Here is a 17,100-nt window from a genome sequence, read left to right on the forward strand (position 1 = left end):
CCCGAACCACTCACCACCACACCAGCAACAACCAAAGCCGAGACCGTTATCGGAGCAGATACACGCATTCGGCCACACCCAATCCTCGACGTCGTGGGAGCGGCCGTCCGGGACATCCCCTGCCCAGGCCGCTCTGGACAACGTTGTCCAGGTTACCCACCGGTCAGGTCCTTATTCGGTATTTCCGGTTGATCAGGGCTTATCGACGGTGAAACCCCTGCTGGAGCGGCCTTTCGGCCGGAGCTTTTCTTGCGACCGCCCTTTGCGCCGCTTTCCGCCCTGGCCTCCTGATCCGGGGATTCCGCCGACTCGATTCGGTCCAGAATGCCTTTCAGCTCTTCCAATTCCCGGCGCAGGTAATCGCGGGTGGCCACTTCGCCGACCGCGATGCGCAGCGAGGCGAGTTCGCGGGCCAGGAACTCGGTGTCCGCCTTGGTCTGCGCGGCCCGCACCCGGTCCTCCTCCAAGGCGACCCGGTCCCGGTTGTCCTGCCGGTTCTGCGCCAGCAGGATCAGCGGCGCCGCGTAGGCGGCCTGGGTGGAGAACGCCAGGTTGAGCAGGATGAAGGGATACGGGTCCCAGCGCAGCGCGACCACGAACACGTTCACCGCGATCCAGACCAGCACCACGATCGTCTGCACCGCCAAATACCGACCGGTCCCTAAGAATCGGGCCACCCGTTCGCTGCTGCGGGCCAAAGCCTCGGCGTCCCACTCGAATCGGAACCGGCTTTCCACCGGCGTCTCCAGCCGTTGGCGGGCCCTGCTGGGACCGAGCCGCGCGCCCGGGTCGTTCTCGCTCACGGTGTGTCCTTTCGGGCGGGCGCGGGGCCGTGCGGGCTCACGCTCCGCCCCGCTCGTCGGTCTCTTCCTGGTCGCGCCAGTCCTCGGGCAGCAGGTGGTCCAGGACGTCGTCGACGCTGACCGCGCCGAGCAGGTGGTTCTCCGCGTCCACCACCGGTCCGCAAACCAGGTTGTAGGTCGCGAAGTACCGGGTCACCGCGGCCAAGGGCAGTTCGGGGCGCAGCGGCGACAGATCGGTGTCGAGAATGCCGCCCACCAGATGGGCGGGTGGCTCGCGCAGCAATTGCTGGATGTGCACCGAACCGAGGTAGCGGCCGGTCGGCGTGGCGGTGGGCGGACGGACCACGAACACCATGGAGGCCAGCGCGGGGGTGAGGTCGGGGTTGCGCACCCGCGCCAGCGCTTCGGCCACCGTCGTCGACGGCGTCAGGATGACCGGTTTCGGCGTCATCAGGCCGCCCGCGCTGTAGGGAGAGTGCTCGAGCAGCCTGCGCACCGGCTCGGACTCCTGCGGGTCCATCAGGGCCAGCAGCGATTCGGCCTCGCCCTCGGGCAGTTCGCCCAGCAGGTCGGCGGCGTCGTCGGGGTCCATCGCCTCCAGCACGTCGGCGGCCCTGCGCACCTCGAGGTGGCCGAGCAAGTCGACCTGTTCGTCGTCGGGCAGTTCCTGCACCACGTCGGCCAGGCGTTCGTCGTCCAGCGCGACGGCCACCTCGATGCGCCGCTTCTCCGGCAGCTCGCGCAGCTGCTGCGCCACGTCGGCAGCGCGCATGCCCTCGAAACCTTCGAGTAGTTGTGTGACGTCCTGTCCCGGCCTGCCGATCTCGTACGGCGTCAGACCGGACACCCTGCTCCAGTCCACCACGTGCACCGTGCGCCTGCGGCCGAGCCTGCGGTGCCCGCGCACGGCCACCCTGCTGACCAGCCAGTCCCTGGAACGGGTCTGCTCGATGCCGAGATCGGCCACGTGGACCTCGACGCCGGCGAGGTCGGGCAGGTCCGGGTCGTCGACCCGCACCACCGAGTCGACGATCTGCGCCAGGGCCAGCATCTCGCCCGGTCGCTGGGTGAAACGGCGCAGGCTGACCGTTCCGGTGTTCAGGGTGACCACGCCGGGCTCGATCGCGGTGATCCGCAGGATCGGCACGAAAATACGCCGCCGGGTGGGCAATTCGACGACCAAGCCGTGTACCCGTGGCTGCTGGCGGTCGGATCGGACGGCCACGACGACGTCCCGGATCCGGCCGATAGACTCCCCGTCCGGTCCCAGTACCGCCAAACCGGCCAGCCTGGCGACGTACACCCTGGTAGCTGCCATGCTGCCAAGGCTAGATGTTCGCGGGCGGGTGTTCGCATCCCGCCACGATCGACGGGAGTGATCATGAAGCCGCGCCGTTCGGTGCTCGCCTGCCCCGGCAGCAACACGAAGATGATCGAGAAGGCCAAGACGCTGCCCGTCGACGAGGTGTTCCTCGATCTGGAGGACGCGGTCGCCCCGGTCGCGAAGGCCGAGGCGCGGGCGAACATCGTCGCGGCGCTGAACGACTCCGGGTGGGGAACGCAGCTGCGGGTGGTCCGGGTCAACGACTGGACCACCGAATGGACCTACGCCGACGTCATTTCCGTGGTCGAGGGCGCGGGCGCGCGGCTGGACGCGATCCTGCTGCCGAAGGTGACCGACGCGGGCCAGGTGCGCGCGCTGGATCTGCTGCTGACCCAGCTGGAGAAGACCTGCGGCCTCGAGGTCGGCCGGATCGGCATCGAGCCGCAGATCGAGAACGCGCTCGGGCTGCGCAACATCGACGCGATCGCCACCGCGAGCCCCAGGGTGCAGACCCTGGTCTTCGGCCCGGCGGACTTCATGGCCAGCATCAACATGCGCACCCTGGTGGTCGGCGAGCAGCCGGAGGGCTACGACACCGGCGACGCCTACCACCACATTCTGATGACCATCCTGCTCGCGGCGCGCGCCCACGGCCTCCAGGCGATCGACGGGCCGTACCTGCAGATCCGGGACGTGGAGGGCTTCCGGAGGGCCGCCGCGCGCACGGCCGCGCTCGGCTTCGACGGCAAGTGGGTGCTGCACCCCGGCCAGATCGAGGCGGCCAACGAGATCTTCAGCCCGCGGCAATCGGACTACGACCGGGCCGAGGAGATTCTGGACGCCTACGCCTTCCACACCTCGGCGGCGGGCGGGGCGCGCGGCGCGGTGATGCTCGGCGACGAGATGATCGACGAGGCCAGCGCCAAGATGGCCCAGGTGATCGCGGAGAAGGGCCGCGCGGCGGGCATGACGCGCACCACGCGTTTCACACCACCGCGAGATGCGTCGGAATAGCAGAATGGAACCATGACGAATCCCTTGGGGAACTCGAGCCGCGCGCGACAGGCTCTCCCGACGCCTCCCTCGGGCTGGCCGGTCGGCTCCTACCCGACCTACGCCGAGGCGCAGAAGGCGGTCGACTATCTGGCCGACAACCAGTTCCCGGTGCAGGACGTGACCATCGTCGGTGTCGACCTGATGCAGGTCGAGCGGGTTCTCTATCGGCTGACCTGGGGCAAGGTGATCGGCGGCGGCGTGGTGTCGGGCGCCTGGCTCGGCCTGTTCCTCGGTCTGCTGCTGAGCCTGTTCACCACCAGCGGCGCCCTCGGCCCGCTGGTCGTCGGCTTGGTCGGCGGCATCATCTTCGGCCTGATCTCGACCTCGATCCCGTACGCGGCGACCAGGGGCCAGCGCGATTTCGCGTCCACCATGCAATTGGTGGCGGGCCGCTATGACGTGCTGTGCGATCCGAAGTCGGCCGAGCAGGCACGGGACATGCTCGCGCGGTTGGCGATCTGACGCATGGAAGTGCTGGAGACGGTCCGCACCGAGGTGCTGGGCCATTTCGGCGTGGACGCCGCGAGCGTCGACGCCGCGTCGGTGACGTTTCTCGGCTTGGAGCCGATCGAGATCCTGCGCATCGTCGCGGGCGACCTGGTGCACTACGTGACGCTGGGCGGCAGCAGGCATCCCATGGGCGATCCCACCGAGGTGCACGCCGATCCGCTGCGCGGGCCGCGCGCGGAACTCGTGCTGACGTTGCGGTCGGGGGTGGGCGCAAGCTCCGGCCTGGCCAAATCGCTCGGCGTGCTGGCCGCCGCGCCGGTGGTGGAAGGCGTTGTGCTGCAAGCCGACGCGCTGCTCGACCTGGGCGAGCCGATGTGGCGCGACGCGCCGTTCACCGCGGTCCTGCTCGGCGACAGCGACATTCCCGAGGTGCCGTTGCCCGACCCGGCCGACCCGGTTCGCTACTTCGCGGTGACGCCGGTGACCGCGACGGAGGCGGCGTGGGTCCGCGTGCGTGGCGCGCAGGCGTTGCGGGAGGCGTGGCAGGAGGCGGGCATCGACGTGCGCGACCCGAGGCGCGGCGCCGCCAGCCTGTGATGCCGCCCGGCTACAGCCACTTGTTGCGGCGGAAGGTGAAGAACAGGCCGGTGCAGATGACGAGGATGAGCACCCACACCATGGGGTAACCCCAGACCTGGTGCAGTTCGGGCATGTGGTCGAAGTTCATCCCGTAGATGCCCGCGATCATCGTCGGTACGGCCGCGATCGCCACCCAGGCGGAGATCTTGCGCATGTCGGTGTTCTGCTGCACGCCGATCCTGGCCAGCGCCGCGCTGATCAGCGCGCTGAGCGCCTCGTCGAAATCGTTGATGCGCTCGGCCACGGCGGCGTGATGTTCGGCGACGTCGCGCAGATAGCGCCTGACCTCCTTCGGCACCGGCAGATCCGGCTTGTGGCTGAGCAGTTCCAGCGGCGCTGCCAGCGGGTTCACCGCGCGCCGCAGCTCGACCACCTCCCGTTTGAGCTGGTAGATGGATTCCACCGTGACCTTGCTGCGGGGGGTGAAGATCTCCTCTTCCATCTCGTCGATGTCGTTCTCGACAGACTGGGCCACCTCGATGTAGGAGTCCACGATCCGGTCGGCGATCGCGTGCAGCACCGCGCCCGGTCCGAGCGCCAGCTGCGCGGGATCCTCCTCGAGAGCCTTGCGCACCTCGGCCAGCCCGGAATGCTCACCGTGACGGACGGCGACCACGAAGTCGGGGCCGGTGAACACGATGATTTCGCCGGTCTCCACGATCTCGCTGATGCTGTTCATCTCGTGCGGGACATAGCTGACCGTGCGCAGCACCAGCAGCAGCGAATCGTCGTACCGCTCCAGCTTCGGCCGCTGGTGCCGTTGCAGGGCATGCTCGGTGGCCAGTTGGTGCAGTCCGAACGTCTCGGCGATGTCGTTCATCTGGGTGTCGTCGGGATCGTGCAGGCCCACCCAGACGAATCCGTTGGCCTCCTCGCGGGCGCGCGCGAGGGCCGCCTTGTGGGTGAATCGTCCGGGCAGGCGCTTACCGTCCACGTACACCGCGCAGTCGACGATCGCCTGCGCCGTCGGAACCGGGATGAACCGCTGCCCTTGCTGCGACGGCGTCCGGCCGGATCCACGAAGTGACGAAAGCGGGGAGAAGGACGGCACGCTGACGATGCTACGTCGCCCCGGCCTGGCGGAACTTCGCCTGCGCGTGCGGGACGACCTCGCGGCACTGTAAGACTTGAAGGCGTGCGCATCGACCTGCATACCCATTCGACCGCGTCCGACGGCACCGACACTCCGGCGGAACTCGTGCGGAACGCGGCCGCCGCGGGCCTGGACGTGGTGGCGATCACCGACCACGACACCACCGCCGGATGGGCGGAAGCGGTCGAGGCGCTGCCGAAGGGGGTGACCCTGGTCCGCGGCATGGAGATGTCCTGCGTCGGCCTGGGGGAGGACGGCTGGCCGGTGCCCGTACATTTGCTGGCCTACCTGTTCGATCCGACCCACCGTGGCTTCGCGGAGGAACGCGAGCGGCTGCGCGCCGAACGGGTGGAACGGCTGCGCGCCATGGCCGAGCGGATGGCGGCCGACGGACTGCCCATCGATCCCGACGCCGTGCTGGCCTCGGCCGGGCCGTCGGCCGGGCGCCCGCATCTGGCCCGCGCGCTGGTCGCCGCGGGCGTGGTGGCGAGTGTGGACGCCGCGTTCGACGAACTGCTCGCGCCGCACGGCCCGTACTACGCCGAGAAGGCCGACACCCCGCTGCGTCGCGCGGTGGAGATGATCGCCACCGCTGGCGGTGTCAGCGTGCTCGCGCACACCAGGGCGCGCAAGCGGGGCAGGCTGCTGGCCCTCGACGACATCCGGGAGCTGGCCGCGCTCGGCCTCGGCGGCCTCGAGATCGCGCACCCGGACCACTCCGCGGCCGACCGCGCGTTGCTGACCGATCTCGCCGCGGAATTGGGCCTGCTCACCACCGGTTCGTCGGACTACCACGGGACGAACAAGACCATCCGGCTCGGCGAGTTCACCACCGATCCCGAGCAATTCGAGAAGCTGGCCGGCAAGGCCTCCGGCGTTCCGGTGATCGCCTCGTGAGACTGGTGCGCGGCCTCAGCGGCATCGTCGCCGGCGGCACCGTGGTCGGCATGCTGATCGTGGTCGGCGCCGCGGTCATCGCGCAGCGGCGCGGCTTTCCCGGTCCCGGTGGCGAATCGGTCGCCTGGCATGTGGCGGCCGCGGTGGTCGCCCTCGGGGCGCAGATCTATTCGGATCGGCATCGTGGTTGGGCCGCCTTTGCCGGATCGATGGTCGTTTTTCTGGCTGCTGGACTATTGCTGTGGACGCAATGGTGGAGCTGACCCCCGAGTTTTGGTTGCGGGCCGATGAATTGTGCCCGAACATTTTTCTTTATGACCGAACTCGAGACGGACGTACTGGTAATCGGCGGTGGTCCCGCCGGTGCCTGGGCGGCCGTCTCCGCCGCCGCGGCCGGCGCCGCCGTGGTGCTGGTCGACAAGGCGCGCTGCGGGTCGAGCGGGCCGACGGCGTACGGCGCGATCCCCCTGTGGCACCTTCCGCCCGGCCCGGCGCGGGACGAGGCGGTGCGGCGCGGGCACGCGCACGGCGGCGCGCTGGGTGATCCGGAGTGGATGCACCGGGTGCTCGAGGAGACCCATCAGCGGATCGAGCAATTGGCCCGGTGGGGTTATCGCATCACCGGTGACCCGGCGCGTCCGGCGCGGCGCAGCTATCTGGACGGCGGCCGCTATCTGCGGCGAATGCGCCGCGCGGCCCGGGAAGCCGGGGTGCGCGTATTCGATCATCACCCGGCGCTGCAACTGCTGGCCGACCGCGAGGGTGTGGTGCGCGGCGCCACCGGATTGTGCGCCCAGGACGGGTTCCGGCGCTGGACCGTGCGTGCGGGCGCGGTCGTGGTCGCCACCGGCGGCTGCGCGTTCCTGTCCGGCGCCGCCGGCACCGACGTGGACACCGGCGACGGCTTGCTGTTCGCCGTGGAAGCGGGCGCCGAGCTGTCCGGGATGGAGTTCTCCTGCGCCTACAGCCTGATTCCGCCCGGGAAAGCCGAGCCCGCAGCGCTGCGGAGTCTCGCCTTGCGCTTCGCCCCGCTCTACGACGAATCCGGCGCGGAGCTGTCGGGGCATCGCTCGGCGGCGCTCGCGGCCATCGCTGGAGGTCAGCGGGTGTTCGCCGCCCTGGACGACGTGCCGGTCGCCCTTCGCTCCCGGCTGGCGCGTCACGGCTTCGTCGACCGCGCCGAACGGGTGCCGCTGCGCGCCGTGCTGGAGGGCACCGTGCGCGGCACCGGCGGGTTGCGCGTCACCGGACCGGATTGCGCGACGACCGTCGCCGGCCTGTTCGCCGCGGGCGACGTGGTCAGTCGCGAGCCGGTCACCGGGGCGGTGAGCGGGTTCGGCGGACTGACCGCGGCGTGGGCGATCGCCTCCGGCGTCTGGGCGGGCGCGGGCGCGGCGAAGTTCGCCAGGACAGCTGACCGGCGCGTCCCCGTGCGCGAGGTGCCGGGGGCCGGGCTCAACGCCGTGGCGCGGATCGACCCGAGGGCGGTGATCGGCCTCGTGCAAGAGCACACCTTGCCGTTGCGGCGCAGCTACTGGCGCAGCGCGGGCAGCCTGCGCGACAGCATCGCCGAACTCGACGGCATGTGGCCGGGGGCGGAATTCGACCTCGGCGGCAGCGGCGCCGAGCTGCTGTGGGCCCGGCAGGCCGCCGCGCTGCTTGCGGTGGCGCGCTGGACGAAATACAGCGCGCTGACGCGCACCGAGAGCCGCGGCATGCACCGCAGAACCGATCATCCCGGCGCCTCCGACACCTGGCGGGTGCGGCTGACGTCCGGTGGCGTGTGCAAGGTGTGGGTGCGCCCGCACGCGCCCCGAACCGTGCCGGAGCAAGCCCGCGATATCGTCGCGTGAGGGTGCGCCGCCGCGCGCTCGCACTCACACCGTCGCTGCCCCGAGCGGTGCGATCGCTCACCGCACGCGGCCGCTGAACGGGGAGTTTCCGCTTACCTGAAGGTAATTCCCGGCCCATAACGTTGGGTGATGGAGCGCGACACGGCCCAGGGGGTAACCGGTTTGGCAACTTGCCCACCGGACTGGCAGAATGTGTCGGATTCCTTGCCTCCGCCACCGCCGGGTGAGGGAATCACGGAGGTCTCCGCCTCGCCGACGTACCGTCGCGACCCGGGAGATCACACCGCATGTTCTGTCCGGGCCCACCCGCCCGGTTCTGCTCCGCGGATCAGTGCCGCGCCCGTCATCGAGATATCGGCAAGTCGTGTCCGCTCACCCGCAGCCGCTCGAAACACGCCGGTCAGCGCACCCGATGAGCGTAGTGAAAACACTTATACCCATTACCCGGTGGTAACCGTCCCCCGGTTTAGCCCGACCCGAGCAGGAGTGAAATCGTGTCACCTGTGACTGACGCACCGAATGCCACCGCAAGCCTTTCCGAAATCACCAACGACGAAATTTTCGCGGGACATCTCGGCGGCAAGCTCTCGGTCGAACTCAGTGCTCCCCTGGAGACCCAGCGCGATCTGTCGATCGCCTACACCCCTGGCGTGGCCCAGGTCAGCCGCGCGATCGCGGAGGACGAGGCGCTGGCCAAGCGCTACACCTGGACCGATCGGCTCGTGGTCGTGGTCAGCGACGGCACCGCAGTGCTCGGCCTCGGCGACATCGGCCCGCGCGCCTCGCTGCCGGTGATGGAGGGCAAGGCGGCCCTGTTCAAGAAGTTCGCCGGGCTGGATTCGATCCCGATCGTGTTGGACACCAAGGATGTCGACGAGATCGTCGAGACGCTGATCCGCCTGCGGCCGAGCTTCGGCGCGGTGAACCTGGAGGACATCTCCGCGCCGCGCTGCTTCGAAATCGAGAAGCGCGTCATCGAGGCGCTCGACTGCCCGGTGATGCACGACGACCAGCACGGCACCGCCATCGTGGTGCTCGCGGCGCTCAACGGCGCGGCCAAGGTGCAGGGCCGCGGCATCGAGGGCCTGAAGGTCGTGGTGTCCGGCGCGGGCGCCGCCGGTGTCGCCTGCACGAACATCCTGCTGGCCGCCGGTGTCCGCGACGTGACCGTGCTCGACTCGAAGGGCATCGTCAACGCCGAGCGCGGCGACCTCAACGAGGTGAAGGCCGAGCTGGCCACCCGCACCAACCCGCGCGGCCTCACCGGCGGCGCGGCGGAGGCGCTGGCGGGCGCCGACGTCTTCCTCGGCCTGTCCGCCGGTCTGATCGCCGAAGAGCTCATCGCATCGATGGCGCCGGAGGCGATCGTGTTCGCCATGTCCAACCCGGACCCGGAGATCCACCCCGAGGTGGCGCGCAAGTACGCCGCGATCGTGGCCACCGGCCGTAGCGATTTCCCGAACCAGATCAACAACGTGCTCGCGTTCCCCGGCGTCTTCAAGGGCGCGCTGGACGCGGGCGCCCGCCGGATCACCGAGGGCATGAAGATCGCCGCCGCCGACGCCATCCTCAGCGTCGTCGCCGACGAACTCGGTCCGGACAAGATCGTGCCGAGCCCGCTGGACCCGCGGGTCGCTCCGGCCGTCGCCGAAGCGGTCGCGGCCGCCGCCCGCGCCGAGGGCGTCGCGTAACGGCACCCCGCATCAGCCGAAGGGCGCCCATTCGACCGCGAATGGGCGCCCTTTTCACCTCCCGCGCCCGGCCTGACATCGGCGCCATCGCCGGCTCGAGCGCGCCGGACATCGTCGCGGCACTGCGCGTCACCGATGACTGAACGTTTCGCCGGCTAGCTGCGTACGGTGGCTTCGTCCGCGTCCGGCAGTGGAGCCGCTGATGGACGGGCGGCCCGGTGCACGCGGCGCCATCGGTCCACTCCCGGCGCGCTGGCCCACACCGCGACGGCCAGCAGCCCGTCCAGCAGCATCGCCAGCACCGCCACCAGCAGCGCGCCGACCAGCACCCGGTCGTAGCGGTAGAGGCTGATGCCGTCGAAGATGTACCGGCCGAGGCCGCCGAGGTCGACGTAGGCGGCGATCGTCGCGGTGGCCACCACTTGGAGCGTCGCGCCGCGCAGCCCGGTGAGCAGGATGGGCAGCGCGTTGGGCACCTCCACCCGGAACAGGATCTGCCGTTCGGTCATGCCCATGGCGCGCGAGGCGTCCACGACGTCGGCGGAGACGTTCGCGATTCCGGCGTAGGCGCCCGCGAGCAGCGGGGGGATGCCGACGGTGATCAGCGCCAGCAGCGGCGGTATCAGACCGAGGCCGAGCAGCAGCACCAGGAAGGTCAGCAGGCCGAGGGTCGGCAGCGCGCGCATGGCGTTGGCGAAGCCGACCAGCACCGCCGCTCCACGCCGGGTATGGCCGATGATCAGGCCGAGCGGCACCGCGATCACCGCCGAGACGGCCACGGTGAGGAAGCTGTACCAGAGGTGCTGGACGATACGGGTCCCGATGCCGGAAGGGCCGCTCCAGTTGGCGCCGTCGGTGCAGTAGTGCCAGGCGTCGAGGAAGAGGTTCACGACCCGGCGCCTTTCGTCCTGACGTCCGCGCGCACCCACGGCGTCGACCAGCGGCCCAGCGCGTACACCACCCGGTCGGCGACCAGAGCGAGCGCGAGCGTCACGATGATGCCCGCCACGATCTCGTCCGGGTAATCGCGCTGATAGCCCTGGGTGAACAGTCTGCCGAGCCCACCGACGCCGATCAGCGCGCCGACCGACACCATCGCGATATTGGTCACCACCACCACCCGCAGACTGGACACGAAGACCGGCACGGCCAACGGCAGGTCCACCGTGAGCGTGCGGCGCAGCGGGCCGTAGCCCACCGCGTCGGCCGCGTCGAGCACCGTGGCGGGCACCGAATCGAGCGCCGCGGGGACCGCGATCACCAGCAGCGCCGTGGAATAGATGGTGAGCGCGATGATCACGTTCAGTGGATCGATGGCCGAGAGGCCCGCCAGCGGAGGAATGATCACGAACAGCGCCAGCGACGGGACGGTGTAGGCCAGGCTCGCTACGGTCACCGTGACCCGGCGCAGCCACGCCGCCCGCCGCACCAGCGCGCCGACCGGGATCGCGATCGCCAAGGCAGGAAGTAGCGGCGTCATGGCGAGATAGATGTGGGTCGCGGTGATTCCCATGACCTGCGCGAAGTTCTCGACCAGATACCTCATGCCGCCGCCCGGATTCCGTCGCGCACGGCCGCGTCCGGTTCGTTCACGGCACTCGCTCCTCGAAGAAGTGCCGGTTGCGCTCGGCGTCTTCGTGGGCGCGCTGTCCGGCCAGCTGCTCGAGCACCTCGGCGGCCAGCACCCCGCCGCGCACCGCGCCCGCGCTGTCGACGGCGACGCCGATCCCGGACGGCGAGGAGATCGCGGCGTCCAGCGCCTGGCGCAGGTCGCCGGACGGGGTGAACAGCGAACCGCCCGCCGACATACTGTCGGCGAGTGCGCGGCCGGCCCGGAATCCCTCGACGCCGGTGACGTCCATCCAGCCGATCGGCTTGCCGTCGGCGTCCACCACCAGCACCCACTCGCCCGCCTCCAGCCGCAGCTCGCGCACTTCGTCCGCGACGGCCGTCCGGATGTCGTGCAGCGGAACGTCCTTCGCGGACCGGAAGGACAACCCGCGGTAACCGCGGTCGCGGCCGACGAAGTCGGCGACGAAATCGGTGGCGGGCCGAGCGAGCACGCGCTGCGGCGCGTCGTACTGCTGGAGTACCCCGCCGCGCCCGAACACCGCCACGCGATCGCCGAGCGTGATCGCCTCATCGATGTCGTGGGTGACGAACACGATGGTCTTGTGCAATTCCGCTTGCAGCCTTTGCATCTCGATCTGCAATTCGGCGCGCACCACCGGATCGACGGCGCTGAACGGCTCGTCCATCAGCAGGACCGGAGGGTCGGCGGCGAGCGCGCGTGCCACGCCGACGCGCTGTTGCTGACCGCCCGACAGCTGCGCCGGATACCGCTGGGCCAGCGAGCGGTCCAGGCCGACCCGGTCGAGTACCTCGAGCGCCGCGGCGCGGGCGGCGCGTCGCGAGTCACCGCGCAGCACCGGAACCGTCGCGACATTGTCGACGACCGTCCGGTGCGGCAGCAGGCCGCCGCTCTGGATGACGTACCCGATCCCGCGGCGCAGCCGAACGGGATCGACGGTCGAGACATCCTGTCCGGCCACGGTGATCGTCCCCGAGCTTGGCACGATCATGCGGTTGATCATCCGCATCGAGGTCGTCTTGCCGCAGCCGGAAGGCCCGACGAACACGGTGAACGATCCGGACTCGATGCGCAGATCCAAATCGGTGACGGCGTGCGTGCCGTCCGGATAGGTCTTACTGATACCGGAGAATTCGATATCCGACACCGAATTCCCCTTTCTAGCCCACCGGCTTGTTCAGCCCCTTGGCGGTCACCCAAGCCGCGGCGGCGGCTTTGGGCTCGGTCTTGCCCGCGCCGGAGACCGCCTCGTTGAGCTTGATCAGTTCCGCGGTGGTCAGTTGCGCCGACACCGCGTTCAGCGCCGCGAGCGCCTTGTCGGACTTCTTGCTCGCGTTGAGCAACGGCACCACGTTCTGCGCGGGAAAGTTGTGTTTCGGATCGCCCAGCACCACGAGGTCGTTCTGCGTGATGGCGGGCGAGGTGGTGAAGATATTGGCCGCGGTCACCTGGCCTTCCACCAGCGCCCGCACCGTGGCGGGACCGCCGCCGTCGGCGATCCGCACGAAATTGTTCGCCGCGATATCGAGGTTGTAGTTCTTCTTCAGGCCGGGCAGGCCGCCCGCTCGCTCCTGGAATTCGGCGGGCGCGCCGAATTTCACCTCCGGCGAGTGCGCCGCCAAATCCGCGATGGTGCTCAGGTTCCAGCGCTGCGCGGTGGCCCGGGTGACGACGACGGCGTCGGAGTCCTGCCCGGGCGCGGCCGTGCCGATCGCGAGATCGGAACCGAGCGCCGTGCCGAGCGCACTCTCCACGTCGGCCGCGCTGGTGGCGGTGGCGTTCTTGTCCAGGTACTGCAGCAGATTGCCGGTGTACTCGGGGATCACCGAAATGGCGCACTGCCGCAACGCGGGAATGTAGGCTTCCCTGCTGCCGATACCCAGCTTGGTGTCGACGCTGAAACCGTTGGCGCGCAGCACTTCCGCGTACACCTCGGCGATGGTCTCCGACTCCGGGAAATTCGCGGAACCGACGATCAACCCGTCTCCAGCACAGCTGCCGCCCGCGGCGAGTGGATCGGAATTGCCACAAGCCGACAGGGCCATCGCGACGGCGAGGGCCGTCGCGGCCGCGAGGATGCGGGCCGCGCGCACTGCGACGCGCGCGGCGGGGGTGCGGGTGGATTTCACGAGAGTCCTTCCGACATGACGGCGGGCGCGGTCTCGGCACCGAGCGGCCGCCGGTACATTCTGGGTGTCCATACTGCCCGCTTCCGGGTTTTCCTGTTGGCCGTGTCGAGTCGTCGGAAAGTTGGTGTCGCCGGATGGTGTTGGCCGCGTCACAGCGGGTGCTGGCTCGGTTGCTGGTCGTCGCGTCCGTCGCGCTGGTCGTGTCCTGCGGGAACGACGAGCCGCAGCGGCAGATCACGGTCGGCGCGGGTGACTCGATCGAGTCATCGGTGCTCGCCGAGATCTACGCGGGAGCGCTGGCGCGCACCGGTGCGCGGACCGCGGTGGATCCCGGACTGGGCAGCCGCGCGGATTACCTCGCCGCGCTCGACGCCGACCGGGTCCAAGTGATCGGCGAGCACACCGGCGCGCTGCTGGCCCATCTCGACGAACGCGCCACGGTGCGGCTGCCCAAGGAGGTGGCGAAAGCGGTGAGCGCCGCTTTGCCCGAAGGCTTGGTCGTCTCCGATCTCGCCGACGGCACCGATCTGCGACCGCGGGTATCGGTCACCGCCCAGTCGGCGGCGCGGGACAGGCTGCGCTCGGTCGGCGACCTCACGCCCCGGTGCGGTGGGCTGACCGTCGGCGTGGCGTCCATGCCCGGCCTGCTGCCGTCGGCTGGAAGCGCTCGCGTCGCCGGGTGTGATTTCGCGGCCACCGTCGCCTTCCCGGATCCCGCGGCGCTGCGGAACGCACTGCTGGACGGCAGGGTTCAGGCCGGTCTGTTCGTCGGCCCTCCCGAGCTCGCGCCCGGCGCGACCGACGGATTGGCCGTGCTGTCCGACGGCGAGTACGCCGTGCGCGCCGAGAACGTGCTGCCGCTGTTCCGCGAAGGACTGCTGGATCAGCGGCAGATCAAGAAGCTCAACTACGTCGCCGGCGAACTGACCACGGACGAGCTGGCCGCCATGATCCGCGCTGTCCGCGACGATGGCGCCGCGCCGAGTGAGGTCGCGCGCGCCTGGCTGGACAAACACGCGTTGTAGGGCACACCGCAGCCGAACACCATCCCGCACAGCGCCGGAGAGGGTCGACCTTCGGCGGGCCTGATCGAGAGGCCATCGAGTACAGCAACTCGATGGCCTCTCGTCGTGTATCGGCCCGGACATCGGGAACGCGATACGCGAGGCGGGCAATTGTGTGACCCATCACGGGCGGCAGCGTCTTGTCCACGGGCTGTTCCACGCCGTATATTCCACGTGGAATATTTAGCGTGGAGCATGTCGGGACCGGGCGATAGCGTGCCGGTCGGCGGCGGGCTCGCGTCGGGGCCGAAGGCCCGGGCGAACGAATGACGGAGGTGATCAGGCATGGGGCAAGGGCAGGCGCATCCATCGGTGACGCCGTTGGCCATCGCCGTGCTCGCGCTGCTGGAGGAGCGGCCCATGCATCCGTACGAGATGTTCCAGACGCTGATCGCGCGGCGGGAGGACAAGCTGGTCAAGGTGCGGCCCGGCTCGCTGTACCACACCGTGTCCCGTCTGGCCGACCAGGAATTGGTCCGCGCCGAGGGCGTCGACCGTGCGGGCAACCGGCCCGAGCGCACCACCTACCGGATCACCGCGCGCGGCAGGGAGGCGCTGCGCGACCGGATCGCCGAAATCGTGCGGCGACCCGTTCCGGAGTATCCGGTCTTCCCGCTTGCGCTGGGGGAATTGCACAATCTGCCCAAGGCGGAGGCGCTCACGCTGCTGCGCGAACGAATCGCCGTACTGGAAAACGAACTGGCCGACGCCGACATGTTGAGCGCGTGGGCCGAAGAGCACGTCGTCCCCCGCCGCTACTGGATCTCCCTGCCCTATCTGCGGGCGATGCTCACCGCCGAGCTCGCCTGGGTCAAGGGATTCACCGCCGAATTGGCCAGCGGCGCACTCGAGTGGGAGGACTTCGACCCGGTGACCGGCGCGCGCTCGGGGGGCGAGCCTGCCGCCGACTCCGCGGTGTCGCCGCCGGTGCCTACCAGCGCCGCGGCGAAATCCGCACCCAGATTTTCGGATGATCCGAGTTAGGAACGAATTGATGTCCACCCAACGCAATCCGTGGCTGGCGCTGCTCGCGCTGGTCGTCGGCTTCTTCATGATCCTGCTGGACATGACGATCGTCGCGGTCGCCAATCCCGCCATCATGACCAACTTGCACGCCGACATCTCCCAGGTGATCTGGGTGACCAGCGCCTACCTGCTCACCTACGCGGTGCCGCTGCTGGTCACCGGACGGCTGGGAGATCGATTCGGCCCCAAGAACATCTATCTGATCGGCCTGGCGGTGTTCACCGCGGCGTCGCTGTGGTGCGGCCTGTCCGGCAGCATCGGCATGCTGATCGCCGCGCGCGCCGCCCAGGGTGTCGGCGCCGCGCTGATGACGCCGCAGACCATGGCCGTGATCACCAGGACCTTCCCGCCGGACCGGCGCGGCGCGGCCATGGGTCTGTGGGGCGGCGTCGCGGGACTGGCGACGCTGGTGGGACCCATCCTCGGCGGTGTGCTGGTGGACGGTCTCGGCTGGGAGTGGATCTTCATCGTGAACGTCCCGGTCGGCGTCGTCGCCTTCGCGTTGGCGGTCTGGCTGGTGCCCGCCCTGCCGACGCACGAGCACAAGTTCGACATCCCCGGCGTGCTGCTCAGCGGCGTCGGCATGTTCCTGCTGGTGTTCGGCATCCAGGAGGGCAACACCTACGATTGGTCGCTGCGGATCTGGCTGCTGATCGGCGCGGGCCTGGTGGTGCTGGCGATCTTCCTGGTCAACCAGGCCAGGAACACCGGCGAGCCGCTGCTGCCGCTGAGCCTGTTCCGTGATCGCAACTTCGCGCTGTCGAATGCCGCGATCGCCGCGATGGGCGCGGCGGTGACCTCACTGATGGTGCCGACGTACTTCTATCTGCAGGCCGTGCGGGAGATGTCGCCGACGAAGTCCGCGCTGGTCTTCGCGCCGATGGCGATCGTGACCGGTTTCTCGGCCCCGCTGGTCGGCAAGTTCGCCGACAAGCTGCACCCGCGGATCGTGCCCACCGTCGGCTTCGGCCTGTTCGCACTGTCGGTGTTCTGCTTCTCGATGCTGATGAAGCCGGACTCGTCGCTGGCGTGGTTCCTGGTGGCCGCGGCGCTGGCCGGTTTCGCCAACGCCTGCATCTGGGCTCCGCTGGCGTCCACCGCCACGCACAACCTGCCGGTCCAGCAGGCCGGGGCGGGCGCCGGTGTCTACAACACCACCCGCCAGGTGGGCTCGGTGCTCGGCAGCGCGGCGATCAGCGCCCTGGTGGCGGCGCGGCTGACGGCGAACGGCCTCGGCGGCGGCCAGGTCGCCGAAGGCGGCGCTGGCCAAGGCCCGCTCCCGGAATTCGTCAAGGATTCTTTCAGCACCGCGCTGAGCCAATCCGCACTGCTGCCCGCTGCCGTCCTGCTCATCGGCGTCGCCGCCTCGGTCCTGTTCATCCGCCACGGCGAGTCCGCACAAGCTCAACCTGAGCGGAAATTGGTCAAGGCAGATCTCAGCAGCTGAAGTCCCGCTGATGCCCGCGCGCAAAGCTTCCGGGCGG

General features: G+C 69.6%; 17 protein-coding genes. 10 read left to right on the top strand and 7 right to left on the bottom strand.

Going from position 1 to position 17,100, the window contains the following annotated elements:
• Nucleotides 1–152 precede the first annotated feature (152 nt).
• Together ACH49X_RS29350 and ACH49X_RS29355 are read right to left on the bottom strand one after the other, a co-directional pair.
• Nucleotides 153–803 carry a DUF1003 domain-containing protein gene (locus ACH49X_RS29350; protein WP_195082126.1) on the bottom strand — a complete coding sequence of 217 codons (651 nt, stop codon included), beginning with the start codon at nt 801–803 and terminating at the stop codon, nt 153–155.
• A gap of 37 nt (nt 804–840) precedes the next feature.
• The gene (locus ACH49X_RS29355) at nt 841–2,121 is read right to left on the bottom strand and encodes a magnesium transporter MgtE N-terminal domain-containing protein (protein WP_195082125.1); all 1,281 of its coding nucleotides are present in this window, start codon (nt 2,119–2,121) and stop codon (nt 841–843) included.
• Between the two features lie 63 nt (nt 2,122–2,184).
• Between ACH49X_RS29355 and ACH49X_RS29360 the strand changes: the two genes are divergently transcribed.
• From ACH49X_RS29360 to ACH49X_RS29370, 3 genes are read left to right on the top strand one after another with little or no spacing between them, the layout of a single operon-like run.
• A complete protein-coding gene (locus ACH49X_RS29360; RefSeq protein WP_195082124.1) occupies nt 2,185–3,141 on the top strand; it encodes a CoA ester lyase in 957 nt (318 codons plus the stop codon).
• 12 nt (nt 3,142–3,153) lie between these two features.
• A complete protein-coding gene (locus tag ACH49X_RS29365) occupies nt 3,154–3,645 on the top strand; it encodes a general stress protein (RefSeq protein WP_195082123.1) in 492 nt (163 codons plus the stop codon).
• A 3-nt stretch (nt 3,646–3,648) separates the two neighbouring features.
• The gene (locus ACH49X_RS29370; protein WP_195082122.1) at nt 3,649–4,230 is read left to right on the top strand and encodes a suppressor of fused domain protein; all 582 of its coding nucleotides are present in this window, start codon (nt 3,649–3,651) and stop codon (nt 4,228–4,230) included.
• A gap of 10 nt (nt 4,231–4,240) precedes the next feature.
• On the opposite strand, the gene ACH49X_RS29375 is transcribed toward ACH49X_RS29370, so the two are convergent.
• Nucleotides 4,241–5,332: a magnesium and cobalt transport protein CorA gene (locus tag ACH49X_RS29375; RefSeq protein ID WP_357207859.1), complete on the bottom strand. Its 1,092-nt coding sequence runs from the start codon at nt 5,330–5,332 to the stop codon at nt 4,241–4,243.
• Between the two features lie 75 nt (nt 5,333–5,407).
• On the opposite strand from ACH49X_RS29375, the gene ACH49X_RS29380 reads away from it, so the two are divergent.
• The 4 genes from ACH49X_RS29380 to ACH49X_RS29395 all read left to right on the top strand — a co-directional run bounded on the left by ACH49X_RS29380 (nt 5,408) and on the right by ACH49X_RS29395 (nt 9,806).
• On the top strand, nt 5,408–6,262 hold the full coding sequence (locus ACH49X_RS29380) for a PHP domain-containing protein (RefSeq protein ID WP_195082121.1): 855 nt from the start codon (nt 5,408–5,410) through the stop codon (nt 6,260–6,262).
• A gap of 50 nt (nt 6,263–6,312) precedes the next feature.
• Entirely contained in the window at nt 6,313–6,525 is a 213-nt protein-coding gene (locus ACH49X_RS29385) for a hypothetical protein (protein WP_357207754.1), read from the top strand.
• Between the two features lie 51 nt (nt 6,526–6,576).
• Nucleotides 6,577–8,115, top strand: coding sequence for an FAD-binding protein (locus tag ACH49X_RS29390; RefSeq protein WP_357207757.1), 1,539 nt, complete (start codon nt 6,577–6,579; stop codon nt 8,113–8,115).
• A gap of 494 nt (nt 8,116–8,609) precedes the next feature.
• On the top strand, nt 8,610–9,806 hold the full coding sequence (locus ACH49X_RS29395; RefSeq protein WP_397071423.1) for an NADP-dependent malic enzyme: 1,197 nt from the start codon (nt 8,610–8,612) through the stop codon (nt 9,804–9,806).
• A gap of 155 nt (nt 9,807–9,961) precedes the next feature.
• On the opposite strand, the gene ACH49X_RS29400 is transcribed toward ACH49X_RS29395, so the two are convergent.
• The 4 genes from ACH49X_RS29400 to ACH49X_RS29415 are packed head-to-tail and all read right to left on the bottom strand — an operon-like array spanning nt 9,962 to nt 13,442.
• Nucleotides 9,962–10,696 carry an ABC transporter permease gene (locus tag ACH49X_RS29400; protein WP_323124373.1) on the bottom strand — a complete coding sequence of 245 codons (735 nt, stop codon included), beginning with the start codon at nt 10,694–10,696 and terminating at the stop codon, nt 9,962–9,964.
• Entirely contained in the window at nt 10,693–11,352 is a 660-nt protein-coding gene (locus ACH49X_RS29405; protein WP_357207758.1) for an ABC transporter permease, read from the bottom strand. Before ACH49X_RS29405 ends, ACH49X_RS29400 begins: the two co-directional genes overlap by 4 nt.
• A 43-nt stretch (nt 11,353–11,395) precedes the next feature.
• Nucleotides 11,396–12,544 (bottom strand): ABC transporter ATP-binding protein, encoded by a 1,149-nt coding sequence (locus tag ACH49X_RS29410; RefSeq protein ID WP_357207761.1) that lies wholly within the window; start codon nt 12,542–12,544, stop codon nt 11,396–11,398.
• Nucleotides 12,545–12,557: 13 nt separating this feature from the next.
• Nucleotides 12,558–13,442, bottom strand: a complete 885-nt coding sequence (locus ACH49X_RS29415; RefSeq protein ID WP_397071483.1) for an ABC transporter substrate-binding protein — start codon at nt 13,440–13,442, stop codon at nt 12,558–12,560.
• A 218-nt stretch (nt 13,443–13,660) separates the two neighbouring features.
• On the opposite strand from ACH49X_RS29415, the gene ACH49X_RS29420 reads away from it, so the two are divergent.
• The 3 genes from ACH49X_RS29420 (at nt 13,661) to ACH49X_RS29430 (ending at nt 17,063) form a co-directional block, all read left to right on the top strand.
• Nucleotides 13,661–14,551, top strand: a complete 891-nt coding sequence (locus tag ACH49X_RS29420; protein ID WP_357207763.1) for a glycine betaine ABC transporter substrate-binding protein — start codon at nt 13,661–13,663, stop codon at nt 14,549–14,551.
• Between the two features lie 324 nt (nt 14,552–14,875).
• On the top strand, nt 14,876–15,574 hold the full coding sequence (locus ACH49X_RS29425) for a PadR family transcriptional regulator (protein ID WP_195082113.1): 699 nt from the start codon (nt 14,876–14,878) through the stop codon (nt 15,572–15,574).
• Between the two features lie 10 nt (nt 15,575–15,584).
• Nucleotides 15,585–17,063 carry a DHA2 family efflux MFS transporter permease subunit gene (locus ACH49X_RS29430; protein ID WP_357109984.1) on the top strand — a complete coding sequence of 493 codons (1,479 nt, stop codon included), beginning with the start codon at nt 15,585–15,587 and terminating at the stop codon, nt 17,061–17,063.
• Nucleotides 17,064–17,100: the final 37 nt, after the last annotated feature.

It is taken from the genome of Nocardia sp. NPDC019323, assembly GCF_044389845.1.
Lineage (GTDB): Bacteria > Actinomycetota > Actinomycetes > Mycobacteriales > Mycobacteriaceae > Nocardia > Nocardia implantans.

Coding starts and splice junctions, on each gene's coding strand:
- ACH49X_RS29355 (WP_195082125.1), bottom strand. CDS start 2,121: ATGGCAGCTACCAGGGTGTACGTCGCCAGGCTGGCCGGTTTGGCGGTA.
- ACH49X_RS29360 (WP_195082124.1), top strand. CDS start 2,185: ATGAAGCCGCGCCGTTCGGTGCTCGCCTGCCCCGGCAGCAACACGAAG.
- ACH49X_RS29365 (WP_195082123.1), top strand. CDS start 3,154: ATGACGAATCCCTTGGGGAACTCGAGCCGCGCGCGACAGGCTCTCCCG.
- ACH49X_RS29370 (WP_195082122.1), top strand. CDS start 3,649: ATGGAAGTGCTGGAGACGGTCCGCACCGAGGTGCTGGGCCATTTCGGC.
- ACH49X_RS29385 (WP_357207754.1), top strand. CDS start 6,313: ATGCTGATCGTGGTCGGCGCCGCGGTCATCGCGCAGCGGCGCGGCTTT.
- ACH49X_RS29390 (WP_357207757.1), top strand. CDS start 6,577: ATGACCGAACTCGAGACGGACGTACTGGTAATCGGCGGTGGTCCCGCC.
- ACH49X_RS29405 (WP_357207758.1), bottom strand. CDS start 11,352: ATGAGGTATCTGGTCGAGAACTTCGCGCAGGTCATGGGAATCACCGCG.
- ACH49X_RS29415 (WP_397071483.1), bottom strand. CDS start 13,442: ATGGCCCTGTCGGCTTGTGGCAATTCCGATCCACTCGCCGCGGGCGGC.
- ACH49X_RS29420 (WP_357207763.1), top strand. CDS start 13,661: ATGGTGTTGGCCGCGTCACAGCGGGTGCTGGCTCGGTTGCTGGTCGTC.
- ACH49X_RS29425 (WP_195082113.1), top strand. CDS start 14,876: ATGGGGCAAGGGCAGGCGCATCCATCGGTGACGCCGTTGGCCATCGCC.
- ACH49X_RS29430 (WP_357109984.1), top strand. CDS start 15,585: ATGTCCACCCAACGCAATCCGTGGCTGGCGCTGCTCGCGCTGGTCGTC.